Origin of the sequence: Agrobacterium sp. rho-8.1 (assembly GCF_033957725.1) — a bacterium.
GTDB lineage: Bacteria > Pseudomonadota > Alphaproteobacteria > Rhizobiales > Rhizobiaceae > Agrobacterium.
Genome location: NZ_CP192789.1, coordinates 1517764 through 1541007, shown reverse-complemented (window position 1 = coordinate 1541007; position 23244 = coordinate 1517764). Strand labels below are relative to the sequence as shown.

General features: G+C 56.5%; 17 protein-coding genes. 3 read left to right on the top strand and 14 right to left on the bottom strand.

The annotated features are described in order from the left end of the window. Positions 1-15: 15 nt before the first annotated feature. The 14 genes from RMR21_RS21890 to RMR21_RS21825 form a co-directional block, all read right to left on the bottom strand. Positions 16-1956: a polysaccharide biosynthesis protein gene (locus RMR21_RS21890; protein ID WP_498671511.1), complete on the bottom strand. Its 1941-nt coding sequence runs from the start codon at positions 1954-1956 to the stop codon at positions 16-18. Further along, positions 1953-3290 (bottom strand): O-antigen ligase family protein, encoded by a 1338-nt coding sequence (locus tag RMR21_RS21885; protein ID WP_498671510.1) that lies wholly within the window; start codon positions 3288-3290, stop codon positions 1953-1955. Before RMR21_RS21885 ends, RMR21_RS21890 begins: the two co-directional genes overlap by 4 nt. 32 nt (positions 3291-3322) lie before the next feature. Beyond that, a complete protein-coding gene (locus tag RMR21_RS21880; protein ID WP_498671509.1) occupies positions 3323-4078 on the bottom strand; it encodes a glycosyltransferase family 25 protein in 756 nt (251 codons plus the stop codon). A 321-nt stretch (positions 4079-4399) separates the two neighbouring features. Then, positions 4400-7126, bottom strand: a complete 2727-nt coding sequence (locus RMR21_RS21875) for a LuxR C-terminal-related transcriptional regulator (RefSeq protein WP_498671508.1) — start codon at positions 7124-7126, stop codon at positions 4400-4402. A gap of 63 nt (positions 7127-7189) precedes the next feature. Then, the gene (locus RMR21_RS21870) at positions 7190-8284 is read right to left on the bottom strand and encodes an S-methyl thiohydantoin desulfurase family protein (RefSeq protein ID WP_498671507.1); all 1095 of its coding nucleotides are present in this window, start codon (positions 8282-8284) and stop codon (positions 7190-7192) included. 1 nt (position 8285) lies between these two features. Next, entirely contained in the window at positions 8286-9374 is a 1089-nt protein-coding gene (locus RMR21_RS21865; RefSeq protein ID WP_498671506.1) for an S-methyl thiohydantoin desulfurase family protein, read from the bottom strand. Positions 9375-9385: 11 nt separating this feature from the next. Beyond that, positions 9386-10927: a hydantoinase/oxoprolinase N-terminal domain-containing protein gene (locus RMR21_RS21860; RefSeq protein WP_498671505.1), complete on the bottom strand. Its 1542-nt coding sequence runs from the start codon at positions 10925-10927 to the stop codon at positions 9386-9388. A gap of 103 nt (positions 10928-11030) precedes the next feature. After that, entirely contained in the window at positions 11031-12089 is a 1059-nt protein-coding gene (locus RMR21_RS21855) for an ABC transporter ATP-binding protein (protein ID WP_498671504.1), read from the bottom strand. 73 nt (positions 12090-12162) lie between these two features. Further along, on the bottom strand, positions 12163-13266 hold the full coding sequence (locus RMR21_RS21850) for an ABC transporter substrate-binding protein (RefSeq protein ID WP_498671503.1): 1104 nt from the start codon (positions 13264-13266) through the stop codon (positions 12163-12165). Between the two features lie 63 nt (positions 13267-13329). Beyond that, entirely contained in the window at positions 13330-14133 is an 804-nt protein-coding gene (locus RMR21_RS21845; protein ID WP_498671502.1) for an ABC transporter permease, read from the bottom strand. After that, positions 14133-15071, bottom strand: a complete 939-nt coding sequence (locus tag RMR21_RS21840) for an ABC transporter permease (RefSeq protein WP_498671501.1) — start codon at positions 15069-15071, stop codon at positions 14133-14135. Before RMR21_RS21840 ends, RMR21_RS21845 begins: the two co-directional genes overlap by 1 nt. Before the next feature lie 12 nt (positions 15072-15083). Continuing rightward, positions 15084-15857: an aspartate/glutamate racemase family protein gene (locus RMR21_RS21835; protein ID WP_498671500.1), complete on the bottom strand. Its 774-nt coding sequence runs from the start codon at positions 15855-15857 to the stop codon at positions 15084-15086. Between the two features lie 296 nt (positions 15858-16153). Next, entirely contained in the window at positions 16154-18004 is a 1851-nt protein-coding gene (locus RMR21_RS21830) for an ABC transporter ATP-binding protein (RefSeq protein ID WP_498671499.1), read from the bottom strand. 32 nt (positions 18005-18036) lie between these two features. After that, on the bottom strand, positions 18037-19200 hold the full coding sequence (locus RMR21_RS21825) for a M20 aminoacylase family protein (protein WP_498671498.1): 1164 nt from the start codon (positions 19198-19200) through the stop codon (positions 18037-18039). 302 nt (positions 19201-19502) lie between these two features. Here RMR21_RS21825 and RMR21_RS21820 point away from each other — a divergent pair, with 302 nt between their 5' ends. The 3 genes from RMR21_RS21820 to RMR21_RS21810 all read left to right on the top strand — a co-directional run bounded on the left by RMR21_RS21820 (position 19503) and on the right by RMR21_RS21810 (position 23211). Then, positions 19503-21209, top strand: a complete 1707-nt coding sequence (locus RMR21_RS21820; RefSeq protein ID WP_498671497.1) for a peptide ABC transporter substrate-binding protein — start codon at positions 19503-19505, stop codon at positions 21207-21209. Positions 21210-21287: 78 nt separating this feature from the next. Continuing rightward, on the top strand, positions 21288-22298 hold the full coding sequence (locus RMR21_RS21815; protein ID WP_498671496.1) for an ABC transporter permease: 1011 nt from the start codon (positions 21288-21290) through the stop codon (positions 22296-22298). Then, positions 22291-23211, top strand: coding sequence for an ABC transporter permease (locus tag RMR21_RS21810; protein ID WP_498671495.1), 921 nt, complete (start codon positions 22291-22293; stop codon positions 23209-23211). The genes RMR21_RS21815 and RMR21_RS21810 overlap by 8 nt, the downstream gene beginning before the upstream one ends. Positions 23212-23244: the final 33 nt, after the last annotated feature.

Here is a 23244-nt window from a genome sequence, read left to right as displayed (position 1 = left end):
CTCCTCAGGGTTCGATTATTTGAAGGGCTGGGTGACGCAGTCAACTCTTTGTCCGTCCCGGACAAAGACGTGATCAACAATGCGGTCCAGAGGTTTGTAGTCCTCGACAAGTTCGGACAGGCACAGCTTTATCGCCGCCGCATCACCACCTGCAGCGATGGTGAGGAGGGTCTCGAGCCTCGGCTCGAACTCGCTCCAGGCAATGAATTTTTCGCGGGCGCGCATGACTTTCGGATGCTCCGTGGGTTCCGGATTGTCGCCAATGAGCATCTCTTCGAACAGCTTTTCGCCAGGACGCAAACCGGTCATGGTGATGCTGATGTCACCCCCCGGATACCGCTCATCCTGAATGGTGTGGCCAGACAGTTCCACCATGCGGCGCGCCAGATCAATGATCTTGATCGGCTCGCCCATATCCAGCACGAAAACGTCTCCGCCCTTGCCCATGGCACCTGCCTGGACAACCAGCTGCGTTGCTTCGGAAATGGTCATGAAGAAACGCGTGATCTCGGGGTGCGTGAGAGTAATCGGGCCACCCTCCCGGATCTGTTGTCTGAACAGCGGAACGACGGAGCCGGACGACCCTAAAACATTGCCGAAACGAACCATCGACAGAACCGTTTTTGAACCGTCAGCCGCCAAAGCCTGGAGACACATCTCAGCCAGCCGTTTGGTCGCACCCATGACATTCGTTGGCCGCACCGCCTTGTCCGTACTGACCAGGATGACGTTCTCGGCGCCGGCATCAATGGCGGCTTTTGCTACGACCAGCGTGCCGAACACGTTCGTTTTGACGCCTTCGACCGGGTTTTGCTCAACCAGCGGGACATGCTTGTAGGCGGCAGCATGATAGACTGTCGCAGGTTGCCACGTCTGCATAATCTTCGAGATACGCGTCTCATCACAGACATCGGCCAGAAGAGGAATAATTTGCGGATTGGCCTCCCCGTCCTTCACCAATTCGGCCTCGAGGGCGTAAAGACCAAACTCGCTCTGATCGAGAAGGATCAACATCGACGGATTGGATTTGATGAGGCCGCGACACAGCTCGCTACCGATGGAGCCTGCCGCTCCCGTCACCAGCACCACTTTGCCTTTGACATTTCTTTCCAGCAAATCCGGGTTTGGCAAGACCGGTTCGCGCCCCAACAGGTCCTCGACATCAAGCTCCTGCATATCTGCAGTCTGTGCTTTGCCGATGGCAAGCGCACCGAGATCGGGAACGGTGCGAACGGCGACGCGGGCACCGCGCAGTTCTTCGATGATGTCGTTGCGACGCGTCCGATCGATTTTAGGCAGAGCGAGCAAGACCGTGCGGATATTCAATCGCGCACAGATGTCGACGATCTGCTCCGGCTTGAAAACCTTGACACCACCGATCAGGCTGCCCTGAAGGTTACGGTCGTCATCGAGATAGCCACACAGATGGAACTCGACACTGCGACTGAGGACGCTTGCGAACTGCCGACCTTCTATGCCGGCACCATAGATCAAGACGTTGCGCCGAGTGCTCTGCCGAAGGATACGATTATAGGCCTCGTAGAGGAAATACCGCGTGGTAAAGCGCGAAAGCCCGATCGCGATCAGCAGCAACAGGGGCTGCAAGATGCCGACGGTGCGCGGTATTCCCGGAAAGCTGACTGCGGTGAAGATGGCCATGAACGCCAGACCATAAATCGTCACGGCCTTTATCACCGCGATGAAAGCGGCCCATCCCATAAAACGGAATATGGCGCGGTAGAGGCCCATCGTGATAAAAATGGGCAGCGCAATCGCGAGCGACACGGGTATCGTCAGCAGCTGAATTCCTTCGAGCGCAACCCAGTCGTTGAGGCGAAAGCAGAAGGCAAGCCAAATCGTCAGCACACAAAAGGATGCATCGACGATAACGGCCAGAGCGCGCTTGGTTGAGCGCGGCAAATTCAGTATCTGTTGGACGTATTTGTCTTCGATCACGCCAGTGTCTGCTTTCTGAGGTCAACACGGTCAGCGGCCGAAGCGGCGGCGCAGTCTTGCAACGCCTCGTCAGCTGTTTGAGGGGTCGATGTCATCCGAATCGTGCATGCGAAACACACGGCGCTGAAAAGCAGCGCGTAGGATTCCCCCATAGCCAAACGATTGTTGGAATTGCTGAGGATCGTGAAGGCGAAATAGACAGCGCAAACGAGATAACAGGAAAACGCGCATTTGCTGATGACGCCCGACCGTGATGCCCGGAAAACACGGTATAGGCTTGCCACGAATATTAATCCGTAAATTGCCAGTCCTGCAAACCCGTGCCGGATGAGTATTTCAAGATATCCATTGTGCATCAGCGTATAGGGTATACTCGCGTAACGCGTCGTGTGCCAGATAGTGAGCCAGTGGTTGCCACTTCCAAAAAACGGTGCGACGGCAATCACTTCCGAGGCGTTCGACCAGAGTTGAAGGCGCTCGTCGAAGGTAACCGGCGTCGAAGGCGACTCAATCGCCTCCTTAAAAATACTTGAGAACGACCGGCCGCTATCAAGCTCTGCAGCGACTGTGGCAACGGACTCGACTGTAGGACCGGCAACCTCCGCAATATTTTCACGGACACTGTAAACGCTTACGCCCAGAAGGAGAACGCCAGCGACCATGGTGACGATGACTTCTTTTTTTCGCAAAAACATGAGGGTCGTTGGCACCAACATGAGAACGACCGGTATCAGAGCAAGCCATACGCCTTTGGATTTCGATCCCCAGATATTGAAAAGCGCCAGCGCGATAACAGCGGTTCCGACAACCGTCGCAAACGATCTCACAGCCTTGGAGCTACCCACTTCGTACTGATGCGACATCCAGTAGAAAGCACCGATCACAAGAAATCCACAACCAACGGCACCATGGATCGGGTTGTGGTGAAAAAGCGGAAAAATACGCTCGCCCGTCAAGGCATCGGTAAATTTGGTCGATATCAACAGCAATACGAGTGCGAGAGAAAAGAAAATCGCGAGAATACCCCTCACCATTTTCCAGCTTCCGGCGAATGCGACACCTAAAATGGGGAAAAGAAGGGGGAAGGCATACAGCCATTCCGACGCGCCTTTTTCACCCGTGACGATCAGCAACAGAAGAAACCGCGACAAGGCAGCGATGCCAGCGACAATGCACAAGATTGCAAGCCAATCGCGCAACAGGAGATTTTTGGGCCCGGGAACGAAAAAAGCGAAGGCGATGATGAGGCAGAGCGCCGCATATCTGTATGCATCGCTCTCGATCAAGGTGACCGACATCATCACCAGCCAGAGAGCGCTTACCAAAGCGGTCACGACAAGATATCTCGGTGAAGTGGAGGCAATCATCACGATAGTGCGTACCGGATCCGACGCAGGTACTCGATCGCTCTGATGAGATGGGTCGACATCTTACGAAGTCCTCGTATTTTCACCGCACGATACTGATCGCGATTGGCAATTTGACTATCGATGGAATGTGTCGATAATTTCACAATATTGCTTTTGACGGTATACACTTCGACGCCGGTTTTCCAGCCGCGCTCAAGCGTAATGTCATAAGGATAGCGTATCATCTGTGCTTCGCTGAGCATCTTTCTGGCGCCCTCGCGTGTCACAAGATAACAAGCCGCTGATCCTTGCGGACCATGAAGGCAGCGACCGACCCTATCGCCGAAAGTGGTCACGGCCGCTTCCCGAAACCCTTTTGTCCGATGATTCAGCAGTTTTACGAGTTCGGCAGACGGCAGTTCACTGCGGATGGCAGCCACCCGAGGCAGAAAATCCTCCGTCAGCTCGATATCGTCTTCGATCACGATGGCATTTGTATAGGCGCTTAAGACGAACGTCTCGAGCACGGAGAGGTGAGCTTTGTAGCATCCATATTCGCCCGGAAGCATATTGCGTCCGTTCCTGACGATAAATTTGCTCTCGTCCGCGTGCACTTTTGAATCCGCACAGATTTTATTGCCGTCGATCCCACTCACACGCTGGACATTCAAACCCAATTTTTCGGCCTGAACACGTATCGCCTCCCACCGGTCCGCAGATCGGTCCAAGTTGATAACATATAAGCCGAATGTCTCCAAGAAATCCCTACTCATCACAGTATCCAAAGGATAGAATATCCATATAGAAGCAATAGCTCCAACACAAAAGTCTAAAAAAGCGACATTATATCCGCTTATCTAGAACAGTATGACGCCCATATCTAGACCAAAAACACGAACAAATTCCAGGTTGAGGTTGACAATGAATTTTATCAAAAGTCGTAGCCGTCACCCCCTAAGCCTTTCAACGGATAAGCCATGAATATAGTTCATTTTTGGGCCTATCCTCTGATTTTTGATCGTAAGGGATGAGATTTCATATGGCCTTGCAGTTCGGTGAGCGCGCGCGTCAGCGACGATGCGAGAGCTATTGAGCTATTGTTGTCTCGTAAGATTGAGCTGATTGCTCAGTGACACGGCCATACCCCGGCGGCTTACCCCCAGCTTTGTGTAGATATTCTTCAAGTGAAATTTGACCGTTGCCTCGGAAATATCAAGCGCGCGCGCCATCTCCTTGTTGCTGCGACCATCCACCAGAAGCTTCAATACACTTGTTTCCCTGTTGCTCAACAGGCCCGCAGAAGGTGGGACCTTATCCTTCCTTTCCCGAACGACGGTCATCGTTTTGGGTTGACGCTGAAAGTCATGACCGACGATGCGGCTCATAAACTCCACGGCATCGACACTGAACGCTTTCAGCCCGAAACGACGCACAATTGCCCTTAATGTAACGGCAAAGTCCTGCCCTTCGTCAATGAAGAACTGTGTTGCCTGATGGGCACGGGCAAGAGCGATCGCCGATTGCATATAGGACAGGGCCTTGTCCTGTTGCCCGGCTTTCCATGCCGCTCTCACAGCGATGATTTCGGCAATCAGTCGATGATAACCCTGCCCATGACTTGAACTTTTCGCAATCAATGTCTCGATCGCCTCCATCGCTGTCTGGCTGTGCCCAAGGACGATGGCTAGTCTGGATGAAGCGATCTCGTAGTCATATTCCTCTCTCCACGTCCAGTTGTTGGAATCGGTTTTCGCTCGCATCGCCACCACTTTTTCACTGGCCTGCCTCGCCGACTCAATCATGCCGGCCCTGACCAGAAGATCGATCCGCATGATCCCGGCTGCGATCTTCAAACGGGGCATGGCCCGCTCAACGGCGATCTCTTCTGCTTTATCGATAGCTGCAACAGCGCTGTCGAAGCCATTGGAGTGCAAGCGGCTACGTGCAAGGAGCGAGAAAAGACGCGTATACAGGTCTACCCAGCTTTCTCCACGCACCAAGGGTTCCATGCATTCGGTGAGCATGGCCTCGACAAGCTGGACTTCGCCTTGATGGTAAAGCACATCGGCGCAGGCAAGCCGGGTGATGGCCAAAAGATTGCGATCACTCCAATGTTTGCTTTCGACAAGGGCCTCGGCCTCTCTGCAAAATTGAAGTGCGGAAGAAAATTCGCCCGCAAGCGATCCAACCAGACCGAGATGGACCAGCATGAAGACCTGTGCGTAGGTCGCTTTCTCCTCGCGATAATAGCCAAGTGCCTTGAGCGCGGTGCGCCGTGCAGACTCAAGGTCGCCCAGGCGCGTGTAGACGATGCACAGATGGTTATGAATCCAAGCCAGTTCCCACGTCGCATGCGGTGGCAGCCCTGCCGCAACCTGTTCCAGACCGTTTGCCTGGGCCACATTCATCCGGCGGTCGACATACACATCAATCAGGCTGTCGATGTGATCCAGGACGTTGCGATTGACGGCCGCGAGCGCAACGGCCGACCAGTCGTCTTTTTCTTTCAAGAGGTCCAACCGCTCCCTTCCGGCCATGGCGTTCCCACGCTTGGAAAGGACGACTGCATAACACACCGCAAGTCCCGGAGAAGCATGCAGAACCTCTGGCGGAAAATTATCGATCAGATGCTCCAACACCTTGTGTCCGGCCCGAAGGAAGATGTCGACACCGCCAGCTTGATCGATGATTTCCTCTGCCATTCGAAAGTCACCGCTACGCGCTGCATGAGAGACCGCCTGCTCCAGAAGGCCCCGTGTCGCAAACCAGATTGCGGCCTGTCGGTGAAGCGCCCGACCGTTGTCTGCGGGCGCGCTCACCATATCTTCAGCGAGACAGGAACGTAACACCGGATGAAGCGTGAGCCATCCGCCAGCATTTTTTTCGATAACCGGGTTAAGGGCCTCGATCATTGCGAGGTCGTCGGGCAGCACCTGTTCGGCGCCGAGATCAGCAGCAAGGTCCAGTCGAAATTCATCAAAGCTAGCCATTTTCCGAAGAAGATTGCCAAGTGTAGGCGATAGCTGACTGCTGATCGTTTCACGAACGAACCCGACCATGTCCGCGGTCTGCCCAGCACACGCTGCCCCTTGCCCTGCTTCCGGAGGAAGGGTGCCAAGTTGCGCCAGGGCTGGCCACCCCCTTGTCACCTCCATCAGGTGATCAATCGACGCTGTTGGCTGCGAACGAGCCAGCAACCGTTGAAGCTCCGAGCGCCCAAAGAGCATATCGCCTGCGCTAATCTCGCTCAGGGTGCCACCTGCCTTCAAGCGAGCGATTGGGATCGGCACGGGGCGTGAGGATGCGAGAGCGATACGAAGATTATCCGGCGCCGACAGCACCATCTCTTCCAGAGAACGGTTTTGACCTCCGACTTCATCGACATTATCGAGAAACAAGATGGTAACACCGCTGCGGTGCCCGACCGCCTCCATTGTGTCCGCCAAGCCGTTGCGGGTCTCCGCCTGGGGAAGATCGAGCGCTCGCCGCAGATCTGCGACGAAATCCTCCGGTGATTGCGGCAAAGACAGGGTCAACCATGCGCAGTGCGAGATAGGCGTTTCGTATCCGCCCGGAAGAAGAAGCGTTCTTGCCAGGATACGATCGTAGGCAGCCTTCATCAGCGCCGTCTTACCGAAACCCGGCGGGGCGCGCAAAACGACGATCTGCCGTGCGAGTCCTTCCACAAGCTTCGACAGCAGGTAGGGTCGCTCTATCGCGTTGAACAACATGCGTGGCGGGCGAAAGCGCGATCCGACATTGGTGCGCTCAACAGCCGTTTTGACCTGCTTTGTCTTTTCGCTCAAACCGGAGTTCTGCATCGGTATGCTCTATTTCGATCGCAGGACTGCCCTGCTCCGGCCTCCATCAGGTCCCCAAGTCGGTCATTCGTCAAGCCCTAACGGTCTATAGGTTTGGGGTAGGCCGAAAGCTGAAGGTCCGAAGACCGCCAGCGCTTCCGGCGTCCGCATGATCGGTGGGACCCTGACCGCGAGCACATTGACACGCTGACCATATCGAAGTCGTTCCGTGGTGATGGCTTCGGCCGTGTCCACATCCAGCACCGTTATGAGGTCGGGAACGATAGCCAGAACCTTGCCATTTTCATCTTCCGCTACGAGATTCTCATTTTGTATGCGGATTTTGATATTCGGTTGCGACACATCGAAGGGTTCGATTGTCGCAATGCCCACCGACCAACCGTTTTCCTCCTTGCGGGCAACATCGATGACTTTTCCGGAGGCGATGATCTCGGCGTGTCCGTAATGCGTGCCAGCGAAGAACGCGATCAGCGCGGCCACCGGATCGTCGTGACTGCCGATGGCCTCCCGGAGCGTGCGCCCGATGCCGATGGCAAGTGACATGGTGGCAGGAACAGAAACGCGCTTTGCCGTTTTTCCGTCCATCCCGTAATTGACGATATAGGCCTGTCCGCCCATGCGGATGGTCACGCCTCTCGCCAGCCATTCAGCCTTTGCAGCGTCACGGGTTTCAATCAACACGCAATTGCCCCGCTCGTCGGCGATGGCAACGGGACTGGCTGAAACGCCATAGACATTAAAGGTTTCCATTTCGAGCTGTGGGAAAGCACGCCCCATGCCGTCGGCGTCGATGACCGGTATGCGCTTTCTAGCAGCCATGATGATCGGAACCATCGAATTGATGCCGCCCGCCTCGAAGGGAATGAGCGCGTCGATATCCATACCGGTGTGGTCTTCATAGCAATCGAGTGCCAGATCACCTTCATCGCCCGAGGGAATCTTTTCGATAAGAATGGTCGGCGCACCCATCGCACCGCAAGCGACGACAGCGATCTCATCGGGAACGTCTTGCAGATGCATGAGATAGACAGGACCGTATTTTTCAATAGCGGCCTTGGCCAGCAATTTGCCAATATAGGGATCGCCGCCGCCACCCGTTCCAAGAACGGCAGCTCCGACTGCGAGGTCGTCGAGATCCTGATCCGTGATGATATTCATATCAATCGATCTCCTCTATCGAGGTAAAGGGTTCTTTGAGCCCGAAGCAGGCGGGTCCGAACACGGCGAGCGCTTCGGGCGTGCGCATGATTTCCGGCACGGAGACGGCAACAACGGTAACACGCTGTCCATACCGAAGGTTCTCGTTGGTGATCGGCTCTGCCGTTTCGGTGTTCATGATGCAGATCAGGTCCGGCACGATGGCCTTGACCTGGCCACCGACACGGGCGATCAGGTTCTCGTTCTGGATTTCGATGTCCATCTGCGAGGAAAAGGGAGCGATGCCATCGATCCGCGCCCGCCCCATGGTGAAGCCCGCCCGCGTTTCGCGCATGACATCCGTGATCTTGCCTGAAAAGATGATGCGCCCATAGCGATAGAGCGTCGATGGCAGGAAACCCAAGAGCGCTTCGATGGGGTTGCGGTGCTCGTCGCGCGCCTTGCGCATCACCTCGCCGATCCGAACGGCAAGCGTCAGCGTGTTGGGTATGGCCGTGCGTTTCACCTCCGCACCGGTCATCGCATATTCGGCGATGTAGGCGCAGCCACCCATGCGCATGGCGACGGCGCGCGACAGCCATTCCATCTGGCGGTTGTCGACGGCCTCGATCAAGGCGCAATCCCCCCATTCATTGCTGACAGCCATCGGCGAGCCTGAAATGCCATAGACGCCGAAGGTCTCCATTTCCAGATAAGGAAAGGCACGGCCCATGCCATCGGCATCGACAATGGGCAGGCCCAGTCGTGCGCCGACGACAAGGGGGATCGTTGAATTGATGCCACCGATTTCGATGGGCATGGTGTAGCCCGCCTTCCGACCGAGCCGTTTCTCCAGCCGGTGCAGCGAGGCGATAGCTTCGTCACCTGATGGTATCTTTTCCACCAGCACGGTGGGGGCCCCCATCATGGCGGTTGGAATAACAAGACTATCGTCGGGCACGTCCTGCGGATCGATCAGTTCGACCTCGCAACCTTCATCCAGGCATTGCTGCACCATCAGGCGTCCGACATAGGGATCGCCGCCGCCGCCGGTGCCGAGGAAGGCCGCGCCGACGGCAAGATCGGCAAGATGTTCGCGTGTGAGTTTCATGTCAGGGCTCCTCAGCCAATCACCAGATCGCCAACTGCCTTGACGCGGATGCGTGTGGCACTGCCCGGCAGATAGGCCAGTGGCACCTCCTCGATATCCATGATCTTGACCGATGCCGGATCGGCGCCCGCCTTGATGGCCCGCTCCGAGGCTTCGGCTTTGGCACCTGCCAGCACGATGTCGCGCGATGTGCCTTCCAGCGAGAAGATGCGATCAACCTCCCCGCCGACCTGAGCGATGGCCGCGCCGATGGCATTCGCGACAGACGCATTTTCCGGTCTGATAACCTTTGAGGCCGATGGGAGATCACGCGAGACGAGAATGGAACCGCCGCCAACGAGGATGACGGGAAGCGGTTCGGCGCTGGTCTTCATGCGGTCGACGGCTTCGTCCACCATCCGGTGCATGGTGGCCAGAGCGGCTTCGATGGTGCTGGCCGGTATATGGGCAACGCGCGACCTGTCGCCGATGTCTTCCAATCCTGCAGCGACGACGATATCCGTCGTGGTCAGGACATCGCCGCCAAAGACCATTGCCTTCGAGGTGATTTCATAGCCGACGGAATCGGGACCGATACGGGTGCCGTCATCGCGCACCAGCGATCCGCCACCAAGGCCGATGGCCAGCACGTCCGGCATACGGAAATTGGTCCGCACGCCGCCAATATCGACGGCAACGGCAGACTCGCGGGGGAACCCCTGCATCAACATGCCGACATCGGACGTCGTTCCGCCGATATCGACCACCATGGCCTCTTTTTCGCCCGCAAGAAGAGCCGCGCCGCGCATGGAATTTGTTGGTCCCGAGGCGAATGTCAGCACCGGGTAGCGCTCGACATAATCGGGTGCCATCAGCGTTCCATCATTCTGGCTGACGTAGAATGGTGCCGTGATGGACATTTCCTTCAGGGCATTGCGGAACGACGACACGACTTTCTTCGAAAGGTCTGCCAGCGACGCATTCATGATCGAGGCATTTTCACGCTCGAGAAAACCGACGCGGCCGATTTCGTGACTGAGAGACAGGGCGATGCCGGGCACTTCTTCGCGCAGGATTTCGGCGGCGCGAAGCTCCATTTCCGGTGTGACCGGCGAGAATACGGACGTCACGGCTGCGGACCGCAAACCACGCTGGCGGATGGTTTGCGCCACCTCCAGCAGACCTTTTTCATCGAGTGGCGCAATCTTGCGGCCATCGAACTCATGCCCGCCATGCAGCATGAAGGTATGACGGCCAAGCGTGTCGGCAAGGTCTTTCGGCCAGTCTGTAAGCGGCGGCAACCCCTTGGTGGCGGGCAGGCCGAGACGGATGGCGGCCACCTCAAGGAGGCGTTTGCGCTCGACCACGGCATTGGTGAAGTGCGTTGTGCCGATCATGACCGCCTGGATCTGCGTGACAGACACGCCGGTCATATCCAGCAGCTTTTTCATCACGGCAACAATACCCGACCCAACGTCTGCCGTTGTCGGGCTCTTGCATGCGCCGATGACAGCGGCTCCGTCCATCAGAGCGGCGTCCGTGTTGGTGCCACCCACATCAATCCCTATACGCATGTCATTCTCCTGACTTGTCTTCAGACAATGTGCATCCTTTGCTGCGGACATCGCCCGCAAGCCGGTTCGCCTCATCGATGGTTGTTTTCAGCGATTGCGGCCCTCAGGCCATCAATGCCTCCGATCTTTCCGGGTCCCAGCTCACACCCACCGCCTGTCCTGGGGAGAGCCTTTCGACATGGGACTGGTTCTGTCGTTCGGCGATGATCTCCTTGGTGCCGAGGGAAAGCCGATAACGCACCAGAGCGCCTTGATAGGTCTCCGAGACCACAGTTGCCGGCAGGCCGGTTCCGGCCTGACCAACAATCACGTTTTCAGGCCGCACGACGAGTTTGACCGCGGTTCCGGGAGCGATATCGGTCGCTGGCGCACGGGTCAGCGCCGTTAAATCTGCAAAGCCGACACTTAGTCTGTCACCGTCCCGGCCTTTCACTGTGACATCGATCACGTTTGACTGTCCGATGAAGGTTGTGACGAAGAGTGTTTTGGGACGCTCGTAGATTTCCTGCGGTGTCCCAACCTGTTCGACGCGGGCTTTCTGCATCACGCCGATACGGTCGGACATGGTCAGGGCCTCATCCTGGTCATGGGTGACATAGACGGTGGTGATGCCGAGTTTTTTCTGCAGATCCTTGATCCAGTATTTCATTTCCTCGCGCAGCGCCTTGTCGAGTGCGGACAGTGGCTCGTCCAGAAGCAGAATGCGCGGTTCGGTCACGAGCACGCGCGCCAATGCCACGCGCTGCTGTTCACCACCGGAAAGCTGGCGCTGATAGCGGTTCTCGTAACCCACAAGGCCGACCTGGCTGAGTGCGAGGGCCACCGCCTTATCGATCTCTGCGGGCGATTTTTTCCTTAGTTTCAGACCGAAGCCGATGTTTTCGGCAACATTCATATGCGGGAAGATCGCGTAGTTCTGGAACACGATGCCAATGTCCCGCTTTTCTGGCGGCAGTCCTGTCACGTCGTCCGAGCCGATCAGGATCTGACCCGCACTGGGGCGGATGAAGCCCGCGATCATGCGCAGTGTCGTGGACTTGCCACAGCCGGAAGGCCCGAGCAGGGAAAAGAACTCTCCCTGCTTGATATGCAGGTCTATGCCCGCAACCGCCACCGTGTTGCCATACGACTTGACGAGGTTTTTTAACTGGATATCCGACATCGTCCTGTATTTCCCATGTGTCCGTTGGCTGGTGGCCGCGCAACGCGGCCACCGCTTCCATCGTCTGTCTCGATCAGCCCGCGAAGATTTCGTTCACCGTCTCAACGATCTCGTCTTCGTTTTCCAGATAGGCCTTCCAGTCCGGAAGCCAGAAATCCTTGATGGCGTCGGCGCTGTTGATGATGCCGGACTTCACCAGATTGTCCGGCAGAACGGCATTGGAAACCGTCGGCCGCAGATAGAATTCCTTACCCATATTGGTCATGAAGGATGGTTCCAGCGCGCGGTTCAGCAGTGCGTAGGCCAGCTTTTTCTGGGTTGGCTCGGAGTAGCGGCTGATCGTGTAGGTCTGCGTCAGGATCGGCTGCAATTCTTTCCAGTACATGACGGCGAAAGGTGCACCTTTGTCATGGGCCTGCATCGGTTCGGCATCGCTCTGAACCGCGATGACGACTTCGCCGCGATCCATCAATGTCTGCATGTTGCCGGTAAAATCGGAAATCTTGGCGGGCATCAAGGCGCGCATCGCTTCGTAACCGGCCTTAAGATCGTACTGATCCTTACCGAACAGGCTGCAAGCAACGAGGAAGAAGTCCATCTGCAAGGTGTTGGAGGTGATGTAGGTGCCGCGCTTGCCAGCAAATTCCGGCTTCCACATATCCTTGAAGCTCGTCGGTGGCGGGGTGACGAGATCGGTGCGGTATGCGTGAACATACTGATTGAAAGCCCAGGTCACCCCGACACCGTTCGATGTGGCGAATGGCCATAGGTTCTTGCCGTTCGGAAGGTTGGGAAGAATTTCCTCGATGGTATGGAAGAAGTCGCCCGCCGCTGCCGTCTTGAACATTTCCGGCAGGTTCCAATTGGTCACGTCGAGCGGTGGCTTTTGCGGGCCGTTGGCGACGAATTTCGGGAACCACGGCCACGTCGAGTCATATTCGATCTTACAGTTGTAATCCTTGGCGAAATCCGTGAGCAGATATTTGTGAACGAGCTCACCCCAGGGGCCGCCCCATTCGCCGATCCGCAAGACAGCGCCACCGGCATCGAAAACCGATCCATCATAAGTCACGTCCTGGGAAAACGCGTGGTTGATGTTGAAAAGCGGCAGGGTGGCTGCTGCGGCACTCAGTTTGAGAAGCTTGCGGCGATTGGGATCGAATGTCTTTCCAGTCATGTCCATGTTCCCCTTTTTTGAACTTATGGATGCGGGATAGGTCGTTCAGTCTTTGGCGGTTGTTCAGCCGCCGAAGATACGTTTGAGATTGACGAGTTTAGACGTCGCGATCATCGAAATGACGACGAGCAGGATGGCAAAGATACCGGCCGCCGCGGCCGTCGGCTCGAACGCGTAACGCAGCGCCACATACATCGCCATCGGCAGGGTCTGGAGGTTCGGTGTCGAGAGAAACAGCGTCACTTCGAACTGTCCAAAGGAAATGATGAAGGCAAAGATTGTGCCTGCCGAAATGGCGGGCGCGATGATCCTGAGCGTGATCAGCCGGAAGGCCGTAAAGGGTGAAGCGCCGAGCGACCGTGCCGCCTCTTCAAGGCTGCGGTCGAAACCGACGAGCGAAGCCGTTACCGTCGCGATCACGAACGGGCACGTGACGATGACATGACCGATGACGAGGCCGGTCAGGCTGCGCGCCAGCCCTATTCCGCTTGTGACATAGAAGACGTAAAGCGCAAGACCCAGAACGACGCCGGGAAGCACGATCGGCATCATGAAGAAGGCGCGCAACACTCCAATCAACGGGCCAGAGGCGCGCGACAGGAAAAGGGCTGCCATGGTGCCGAGCACCGTCGAGATCGCCGTCGAGATCGCAGCAACCAGAAACGACACACCATAGGCCGACAGGAAGGCGGGTGACGTGAGGAAGGCGTAGACCCACCGCAAAGAGAAACCCTGCGGGGGAAAGGTGAGATAATCCCCGGAATTCAGGCCCGCCAGCACCACGATGACGACTGGCACGAGCAGGATGGTCAGCGTCAAAAGCGAAATGGCCTTGAAAACAAAAGGAATGGGAGATTCGTCGCGCATTAGCTACGTCCTCCTGTCGTGCGCATGGCGACCCGCTGATAAACGGCGATGGCCATGAGGCTCGTGACGAAAAGAACGACGGCAATGGCGGCGCCAAACTGCCAGCGACCGGTTTCAGCCACCTGCTGGTAGATATGGATGGGCATGACCATGACCTTCCATCCGCCCATCAGTGCCGGCACCACATAAGATGAAATGGCGAGAGCGAAGACCAGCAGTGTTCCAGCCAGAATCCCCGGCATGGAGAGCGGCAGCACGATCGACCAAAACGCTTTCGCGCGAGACGCGCCCAGAGACCGCGCCGCTTCTTCCAGCGATGGATGAATGGATTTGATGATGCCGATCAGCGACAGAACCATGAAGGGCAGCGTAATCTGCACAAGCCCGACCACCACGCCGAACGTGTTGTACATCAACGGCAGCGGCGCGGAAATGAGCCCCATCCTGATCAATGCGCCGTTGATGAGACCGTTGTCGCCCAGCAGAACCATCAGGCCATACAGCCGAATGACCATGTCGAGCTGCATGGACGACAAGACAAGAATCATCAGCAGCGCGTTGCGGCCCGGACTTACGGTCTTGGCAATGACATAGGCCAGCGGATAGCCGAAAAGCAGGCATATGAGCGAGACGACGGTGGCGATACCAACCGAACGCAGGATGGACTCGTAATAAATCGAACGCGTGAAGATGCGCACGAAATTGTCGAAGGTGATCACACTGGACAGGCTGATGACGCCGGCCGTCGACTTGTTGAAAGCCAGGGCAAAAAGCGATGCGGTGGGCACGACAAAGAAGACGAGGAAGAACAGGAACGCTGGCACAACCAGCAGCCAGAAAAGCCCGTTGGAAAAGACGCGCTGTCCTATGCGGAGACCGACCGTCCCCGTGTTTCTTTCTGCTGTATCGGTCACCGTGCCTGTTGCCATATCCCTCATCCGCTCTCCTGATTATTCGGCGGCAAGCGGCAGCATGGATGCATGCAGCGCATCGTAGCCGATCAAGGCTTTTTCCGGTGGTGGTGGGTAGGTTGTTCTGCTTTGCGAGAGCCCGGCACGGACCAAGCCCGCAGCGATCGAGATCGCTGTCGGTATAGGGTCTATCACAGGAACGTCGATGCCTTCGTCAAGCAGGCCCGCCCGTAAACCGGCAGCACAACCCATCAATCCCGTACAGCCGAAGATGAGCGCCTCTGCACCATCCTCCTCGACAGCTCTTCGACCTTCTTCGATTAGCCGACGCAAGGTTTCTGTCCTGTCGGCTTCCAGATGGAGAACCGGAATATCCACACTGCGCACCGATGCCAACTTGCTGGACAGACCGCAGAGCGCGGCCGTGTTCTCAAAGGATGGCCTCAAGCGGCGCATGACGGTTATGACCGAAAATGTATGGCCGAGCATAGCGGCGATGTGCATGCCGGTCTGCGCCGGCCCGACCACGACCATGTCCGTGATTTCCCTTGCAGGCCGCAGGCCTGGGTCGCCCATGCAATCTATGATCACAGCATCGACGCCGTCGCGATCGGCTTTCTTGACTTCGAGAAGGGTGCCGGGCACTGACATCGCTGCCTCGAATTCGCTTTCGATCGAAGCTGGCCCCACCGCGATTTCGGCATGGGACACTGCAATTCCCGGATATTCGAGCGCCTCGAGATCGGCAAGCTTGCGAAAGCCCCGTGTAACGAGCGGTGAGATGACGCGGATATGGACCGTGTTGTCTCGCATCTGGAACTCCCCCTCTTGTTTCGTGACGACGCTACCGTGCATCGCTCAGCCGCAGAGTGGAAGGGCATTAAGGAATAGGTAGGGTGTTGTTTCGGATGGGTAGTTTTTATGATCAAAACACAACTACCTACCCGAACGGGTAGTCTTTGTCGTATAATTTAAAAGCAATCCGCTGTGTTGATTAAATTATGATCAGGCAGACGTAAATTTTAGCGGCATCATAGCGAGTCGCTCTGACACCGGATTGGTGGTTACAAAGGAGTTGAAAGGACATTCGAATCCGGGCGACCCGCCGTTCAGGCGATATCCTGGACCAGATGTCCGGCAGACACCTCGCGGTACCGCCGAACCGGTGGAACATAATCCACGGGCCGGATCGGACTTTTGATCTCATCTGTCGCCATATTGCGCTTGATGGCGCGTCGGGTCGGGTCGGGCACCGGAACAGCCGACATGAGCTTGCGTGTATATTCGTGTTGGGGATTATCAAAGACAGCGGAGCGCGGCCCGATTTCGACGATCTCTCCGAGGTACATCACGGCCACGCGATGACTGACCCGTTCCACCACCGCCATATCATGGCTGATGAACAGGAAGGCCAGATTGAGGCTCTGCTGCAGATCGAGCAGCAGATTGCAAACCTGCGCCTTGATGGAGACATCGAGTGCAGAGACCGCTTCATCTGCAACAATGATCTTCGGGTCGAGCATGAGCGAGCGCGCGATAGCGACGCGTTGGCGTTGTCCGCCTGAAAATTCGTGTGGAAACCGCCGCATCATATCGGGCGAAAGCCCGACTTTCTGAAGAAGCCCGGCAGTTTTCTCCCGCGCTTGGGCCTTCGTTCCGAGCCTGTGTTCAAGAAACGGCTCCATAATGGCCGATCCGACCGTCATGCGTGGATCGAGACTGGCGAACGGGTCCTGGAAAATCATCTGGACGCTACGACGCATCGCCCGCAAACTGGGTTTATCGAGCCGCATCACATCGTATCCGTCCAGTGTCACACGACCCGCGGTCGGCTCGATTAGCCGGGTAATGGAGCGCCCTGTCGTGGACTTGCCACAACCGGATTCACCGACCAGCGACAGGGTCTCGCCTTCATGTAAGTCGAACGACACCTTTTCGACGGCATGAACAGCACCGGATTTGCGGGCGAGAAAGCCAGACCGAATATCGAAACGTGTGGTGAGATCCTTCACCGACAAGATCGGCGTCATCGACTTCTTGACCGTGTCCGTCACCTCCATCAATGGCTGATTTTCGCCGGTCCTGATGTCGATGATCGGAAAGCGCATGGGCAGGTCGCGGCTGGCCATAGAGCCGAGCCTGGGAACGGCGGACAACAAGGCGCGGGTATAAGGATGTTTGCCGCGATGGAAGATGTCGTCGGTCGTGCCGGTTTCGGCCATATCTCCACGGAACATCACGATCGTGCGGTCTGCCACCTCGGCAACCACGCCCATATCATGGGTGATGAAGAGAACGGACATGCCCTCCTCCTCCTGCAGGGTCTTGATGAGATCCAATATCTGGCCCTGGATCGTTACATCGAGGGCCGTTGTCGGCTCATCGGCGATCAGAAGCTTTGGCTTGGAAGACAGCGCCATTGCGATCATGACCCGCTGGCGCATGCCGCCGGAAAACTGATGGGGATATTCGTCATAGCGGTTTTTGGCGTTGGGGATGCGCACCTTGTCCAGCAACCGGATAACCTCGGCCTTGGCAGACGATGACGACATGTTCTGATGCACTGTCAGCGCTTCAGAAATCTGCTTGCCGATTGGGAAAATCGGATTGAGACTGGTCATCGGCTCCTGGAATATCATGGAGATATCCTTGCCGCGCACCTTGCGCATCTCTTCTTCCGGCAAAGACAGGAGATCACGACCACCGAGCACAACTTTGCCTTCGATGCGACTGGTCTTCTTGTCCAGCAGACGCATGATGGAAAGCGACGTGACGCTTTTGCCGGAGCCACTTTCGCCAACGATGGCCAAGGTTTCTTTCGGTGCGATATCGAAACTCATATCGCGCACCACCGATTTCCACGCTCCCTCCAGACGGAAGGAGGTCGTGAGGTTCTGAACGGAAATGACGGGGCTGACCGAACCGCCGACATGTTCCATTGCAGTGGCTGAAAGCAGCATGGACATCTCCTAAAAATGAAGGCGCAGGCGCATCAAGCGGCGAGTGCCTTTTCTGCGAGCCCGACCCAATAGCTGATGCCATAGGGAAGCGCCTCATCATTGAAGTCATATGCCGCGTTATGCAGACCGGCCGTATCGCCATTGCCGAGGAAGATAAAGGCTCCGGGACGCGCTTCCAGCATGTAGGAAAAGTCTTCCGCACCCATGTGTGGGGCCGCATTGGAATTGACCGCATTGGATCCCACGACAGCGCTGGCCACACCGACTGCGAAATCGGTCTCGTTTTCATGATTGAAAGTCACGGGATAACCCCGGCGATAGGTCACTTCTGCGGTGGCACCATGAACTTGCGCGGTTGCCTGGGCAACTTCGGTCAGGCGCTTCTGGGCAAAATCTCGGGTTTCCGGCAGCAATGTTCGAACAGTACCGGTCAACGTCACATCGCCCGGTATGACGTTCACCGCCGTGCCGCCATGGGTGGTCGCAACAGTGACCACAAGCGATTTCAACGGATCCATCTGGCGAGAAACAATCGACTGTAGAGCAATGATGACATGCGCCGATGTCAGCACAGGATCAATCGACAGATGCGGTGCCGCCGCGTGGCTTCCGCGACCGGTAATCTTGATTTCGAAACTGTCAGCCGCCGCCATGACGGAGCCTTTGCGGATGGCAAAATTACCTACGGGAATACCGGGTTCGTTGTGCATCCCGTAAACTTCTGTGATACCGAATTTGTCCATCATGCCGTCATTCAGCATGGCAAGCGCGCCGGCTCCACCCTCCTCCGCAGGCTGGAAGATCACGGCGACGGAACCCTTGAAATTGCGGGTTTCCGAAAGATATTGCGCAGCGCCCAACAGCATGGCCGTATGACCGTCATGTCCGCAGGAATGGGCTTTGCCGGGGACCTTGGATGCCCATGGCTTGCCGCTGGTTTCCATGATCGGCAACGCGTCCATATCGGCGCGGAAGCCGATCGTCGGGCCATCTCCGTGACGCCCCCTGATGATGCCAACGACACCGGTCTTGCCGATGCCGGTTTCCACGATGTCGCAGCCGAACGACCGCAATTTCTCCGCAACGAATTTCGATGTTTCGAAAACGTCATAAAGCAATTCCGGCGTTTCGTGCAGGTGGCGTCTCCACCCGGCTACATCTTCCTGCATCTCGGCGACACGATTCAAAATCGGCATTTCTGCACCCCTTTTTTTATGGTTCCCCGTGGGTCTACCCCCATACTGCGTTCGTAAAATCTCTTTTTGCAAGTGCGAAATTTGTATCTTGAATGAAAAATAGGCTCGTGTTTAGATGGCACAAAATTTGGTCAAATACGGATAAGGCCAATGACGCGAACACACTTCCAGAATTTCAAAACGAGGGAGACATTGAAAAAATCCTTGTGACGTCAAGTGGTTAGGAAAAGCCACAGCTGCAAGGAAGCGTCGAAAAGCGCACGCGCCGCGCAAACGCACAACAATCCAAAACGGGGAATAAAATGAGAAAATCCAATATCTTGTTAGCAGGCAGCGTCGCGGCCTTGGCATTTGCCGCACCTGCAGCGCATGCGCAGCGTGGTACGGACGGTGATCTGAAGATACTGTTCTGGCAGGCTGTATCGACCCTTAATCCCTATCTCTCAGGCGGCACGAAAGAGATTTATAGCTCCTCGATGGTCATCGAGCCACTGGCGCGTTACGACGAAAAAGGCGAACTGGTCCCCACGCTGGTCACCGAAATCCCGACGCTGGAAAATGGCGGCCTGTCGCAAGACTTGCTCAGCATGACATGGAAGCTCAAGCCCGACGTAAAATGGTCGGATGGCACACCGCTGACGGCCGAAGACGTGATTTTCACGTGGAAATATTGTACGGCACCGGATGGCGGTTGCGCACAGGCGGCACAGTATGAAGGTGTCAAAACGGTCGAAGCGCCAGATCCACACACTGTCAAAATTACCTTCAACGAACCCAAGCCTTATCCCTACAGCGCCTTTGTCGGTGGCCAGTCCCCGATCATTCAGAAAAAACAATTTGAAAATTGCGTCGGTGCGAAAGCCCCCGGCTGCACCTCGGCAAATTTCGGACCCATCGGAACCGGCCCCTTCGTGGTCAAGGATTTCAAACCCAACGATGTCATCAGCTTTATCGCCAACCCCAATTACCGCGATCCTGCAAAGCCTGCCTTTGCAACGGCCACGTTGAAGGGTGGTGGTGACGCCGCATCAGCGGCCCGCGCGGTGTTGGAAACAGGCGAATTCGACTATGCATGGAACATGCAGGTCGAGCCGGAAATTCTGGCAACCATGGTGGCCGCTGGCAAGGGCGAACTGGTCACAGCTTTCGGTACACAGGTCGAGCGTATCAACCTCAATCATTACAACGCTGATCCCGCTTTGGGCGACAAGCGCTCTACCAAAGAAGCAGGTCCGCATCCATCGCTGTCCGACCCTGCCGTTCGTCGCGCCCTGTCCATGGCGATTGATCGCAATATCATCGATGAAGCAGCCTATGGCGAAGCGGGCAGACCGACCTGCAACATCGTGCCAGGCCCAGAAGCATTTGCCTCGACTGCCAATGACTGGTGCCTTACGGCAGACGTAGACGGTGCAAACAAACTTCTCGACGATGCGGGCTGGGCCAAGGGCGCTGACGGCATCCGTGCCAAGAATGGTGTGCGCCTGTCGTTCCTCTACGCCACCTCCACCAACTCCGTTCGTCAAGCCACACAGGAACTGGTCAAAGACATGTGGTCGCAGATCGGCGTTGACGCGGAATTGCGCAATACGAGCGCTTCGGTGTTCTTCGGCGGGGACCCGGCAAGCCCTGATACCTTCCAGAAGTTCTACGCCGATGTGGAAATGTACACCAACAACTTCGACGGCACGGACCCGGAAAAATATTTGGCGGAATGGCTGTGCGATAAAGTTCCCGCTCCCTCCAACGGTTGGCAGGGCCAGAATATTCCACGGTATTGCAACCCCGAATATGACAAGCTTCTTGGTGAACTTTCCAAAACGGCCCAATTGGAGAAGCGCATCGAGCTTTCCAAAAAGCTCAACGACATGCTGACAGAGGAAGGCGCGCACATTCCACTCATCTACCGTGGACAGGTTTCATCGCGATCCCTGACATTGGAGGGCGTCAAGATAACGGGTTGGGATTCCGAACTCTGGAACGTCGCCGACTGGTCCCGCAAGAAATAAGAATGCAGGCCACGCCGGCTTTGTCTTGAACGACGAAGCCGGTGACTTTGCATTTCTCGAAGGTCCGGAGACGCACCCATGTTTGCTTTTACGATGCGGCGACTTTTCTTCGCCGTCCCGACATTGCTTGTCATCAGCTTTGTCATCTTCGCGCTGCTTGATCTCGCACCCAACGACCCCACCGGCGATCTGCCGCTGACAATCCCGCCGGAGGTTCGAGAACAAATCCGTGCCTCGCTTGGCCTGGATCAACCTTTCTTGATGCGCTATCTCTACTGGCTCCAGCAATTCTTCATCAACGAACCGCTTAACCTCATTGAAAAGCTGACCGGCTGGCAGTTTGGCGACGGCCAGCGAATGCGTGTGCTATCCTGGGCAACGCGCAGTCCGGTTGTCGATCTCGTCGTACAGCGCATGCCACAGACGCTTTGGGTCGTGGGCCTCGCCTATCTCTTCGGAACACTTCTGGCGATCCCGATCGGCGTCATTTCTGCCTATAAGCAATATTCCATCTTCGACCAGATCGGCACCTTCATCTCGATGTTGGGCTATTCGGTACCCACTTTCTTCACCGGCGTTCTGCTGGTCGTGGTGTTCAGTTCCTGGCTGCAATGGTTCCCGTCGGTCTACGATACCAATCTGCAGGTCAACAGCTGGTCCAGTTTTCTCCTGCAGATCAAGCAGATGTTCCTGCCGGTGTTGGTTCTGACGCTCTACAACGTCTCGCAGATCAGCCGCTTTGTGCGCGCGTCCATGCTGGATAATCTCCATCAGGATTATGTGCGTACCGCCCGCGCCAAGGGGGTGAAAGAAAAGACCGTTCTCTTGGTGCATGTGCTGCGCAACAGCCTTATCCCGGTGGTCACCGTCATCGCGCTGGGAGTTCCAACGATCTTTTCCGGCGCTATCATCACCGAGCAGATCTTCCGAGTGAACGGCCTTGGGCAATTGCTGATCACCGCAGTGCAGGGCGCCGACATTCCGCTGGTTCAGACGCTAACCTTCATATTTGCCGTCCTGATCGTTCTCTTCAACCTGATTGCCGACGTTCTCTATGGCATTCTCGACCCGAGGATTCGCTATGACTGATGTCACGGTCGCGCCATCAAGCGTCACCTCCAGCCCGATGAAATCTGCCCTGATCGATATCTGGAAACAATTCAGCGCCCACAAGGGCGGGGTGGTCGGACTGATTGTTTTTACATTCATTGTTCTCGCCGTTTACGTTGGCCCCTACATCCATCGGGTGGCTCCCAACGCCATCAATGTGAAAGCCCGCAACCAGTGGCCATCTCTGGCGCACCCTTTTGGCACTGACAATCTTGGGAAGGATATGCTGGCGCAGGTCTTGGCAGGCGGACGCATCTCGCTTGCCGTCGGCATCACGGCCATGTTGCTGGCCCTCTTCCTTGGAACACTTGTGGGTGTCCTGTCTGGCTATTTTCGCAGGTTAGACGGGCCGCTGATGCGGCTGACAGATCTTTTCCTCGCCCTGCCCCTGTTGCCTCTTTTGTTGGTCATCCTGCTTTTGTTTCGCGATACATTGCGCGCCGCGTTCGGTCCGGAGACGGGGATCTTCATCCTCATCGTAACCGTCATCGGCATCACCAGTTGGATGCACACGGCGCGCATCGTTCGCGGCGACGTCCTCTCGATCAAAAACCAGGAGTTCATTCTGGCAGCAAAATCGAGCGGCATGCGTGAATACCGCATCATCATCAAGCATATACTGCCCAATGTTCTCAGCTCGATCATGGTGTCGGCGACGCTGGGGATTGCTGCCGCCATCATCACCGAGTCCGCGCTCAGCTTCCTCGGCCTCGGCTTCCCCTCCGACTTTCCGACATGGGGCCGCCTGTTGTTTGATGGTGCCAATTTCCTGCAATTGACACCCTCGCGCGTCTTATGGCCGGGGCTTGCAATCTCGCTGACCGTTCTCAGCGTCAACTATATGGGTGACGCGATAAGGGACGCGCTTGACCCCAGGAGCTTGAAGACCTGAGCCACATGGCGGCAGTGGGGACACAACGACTGC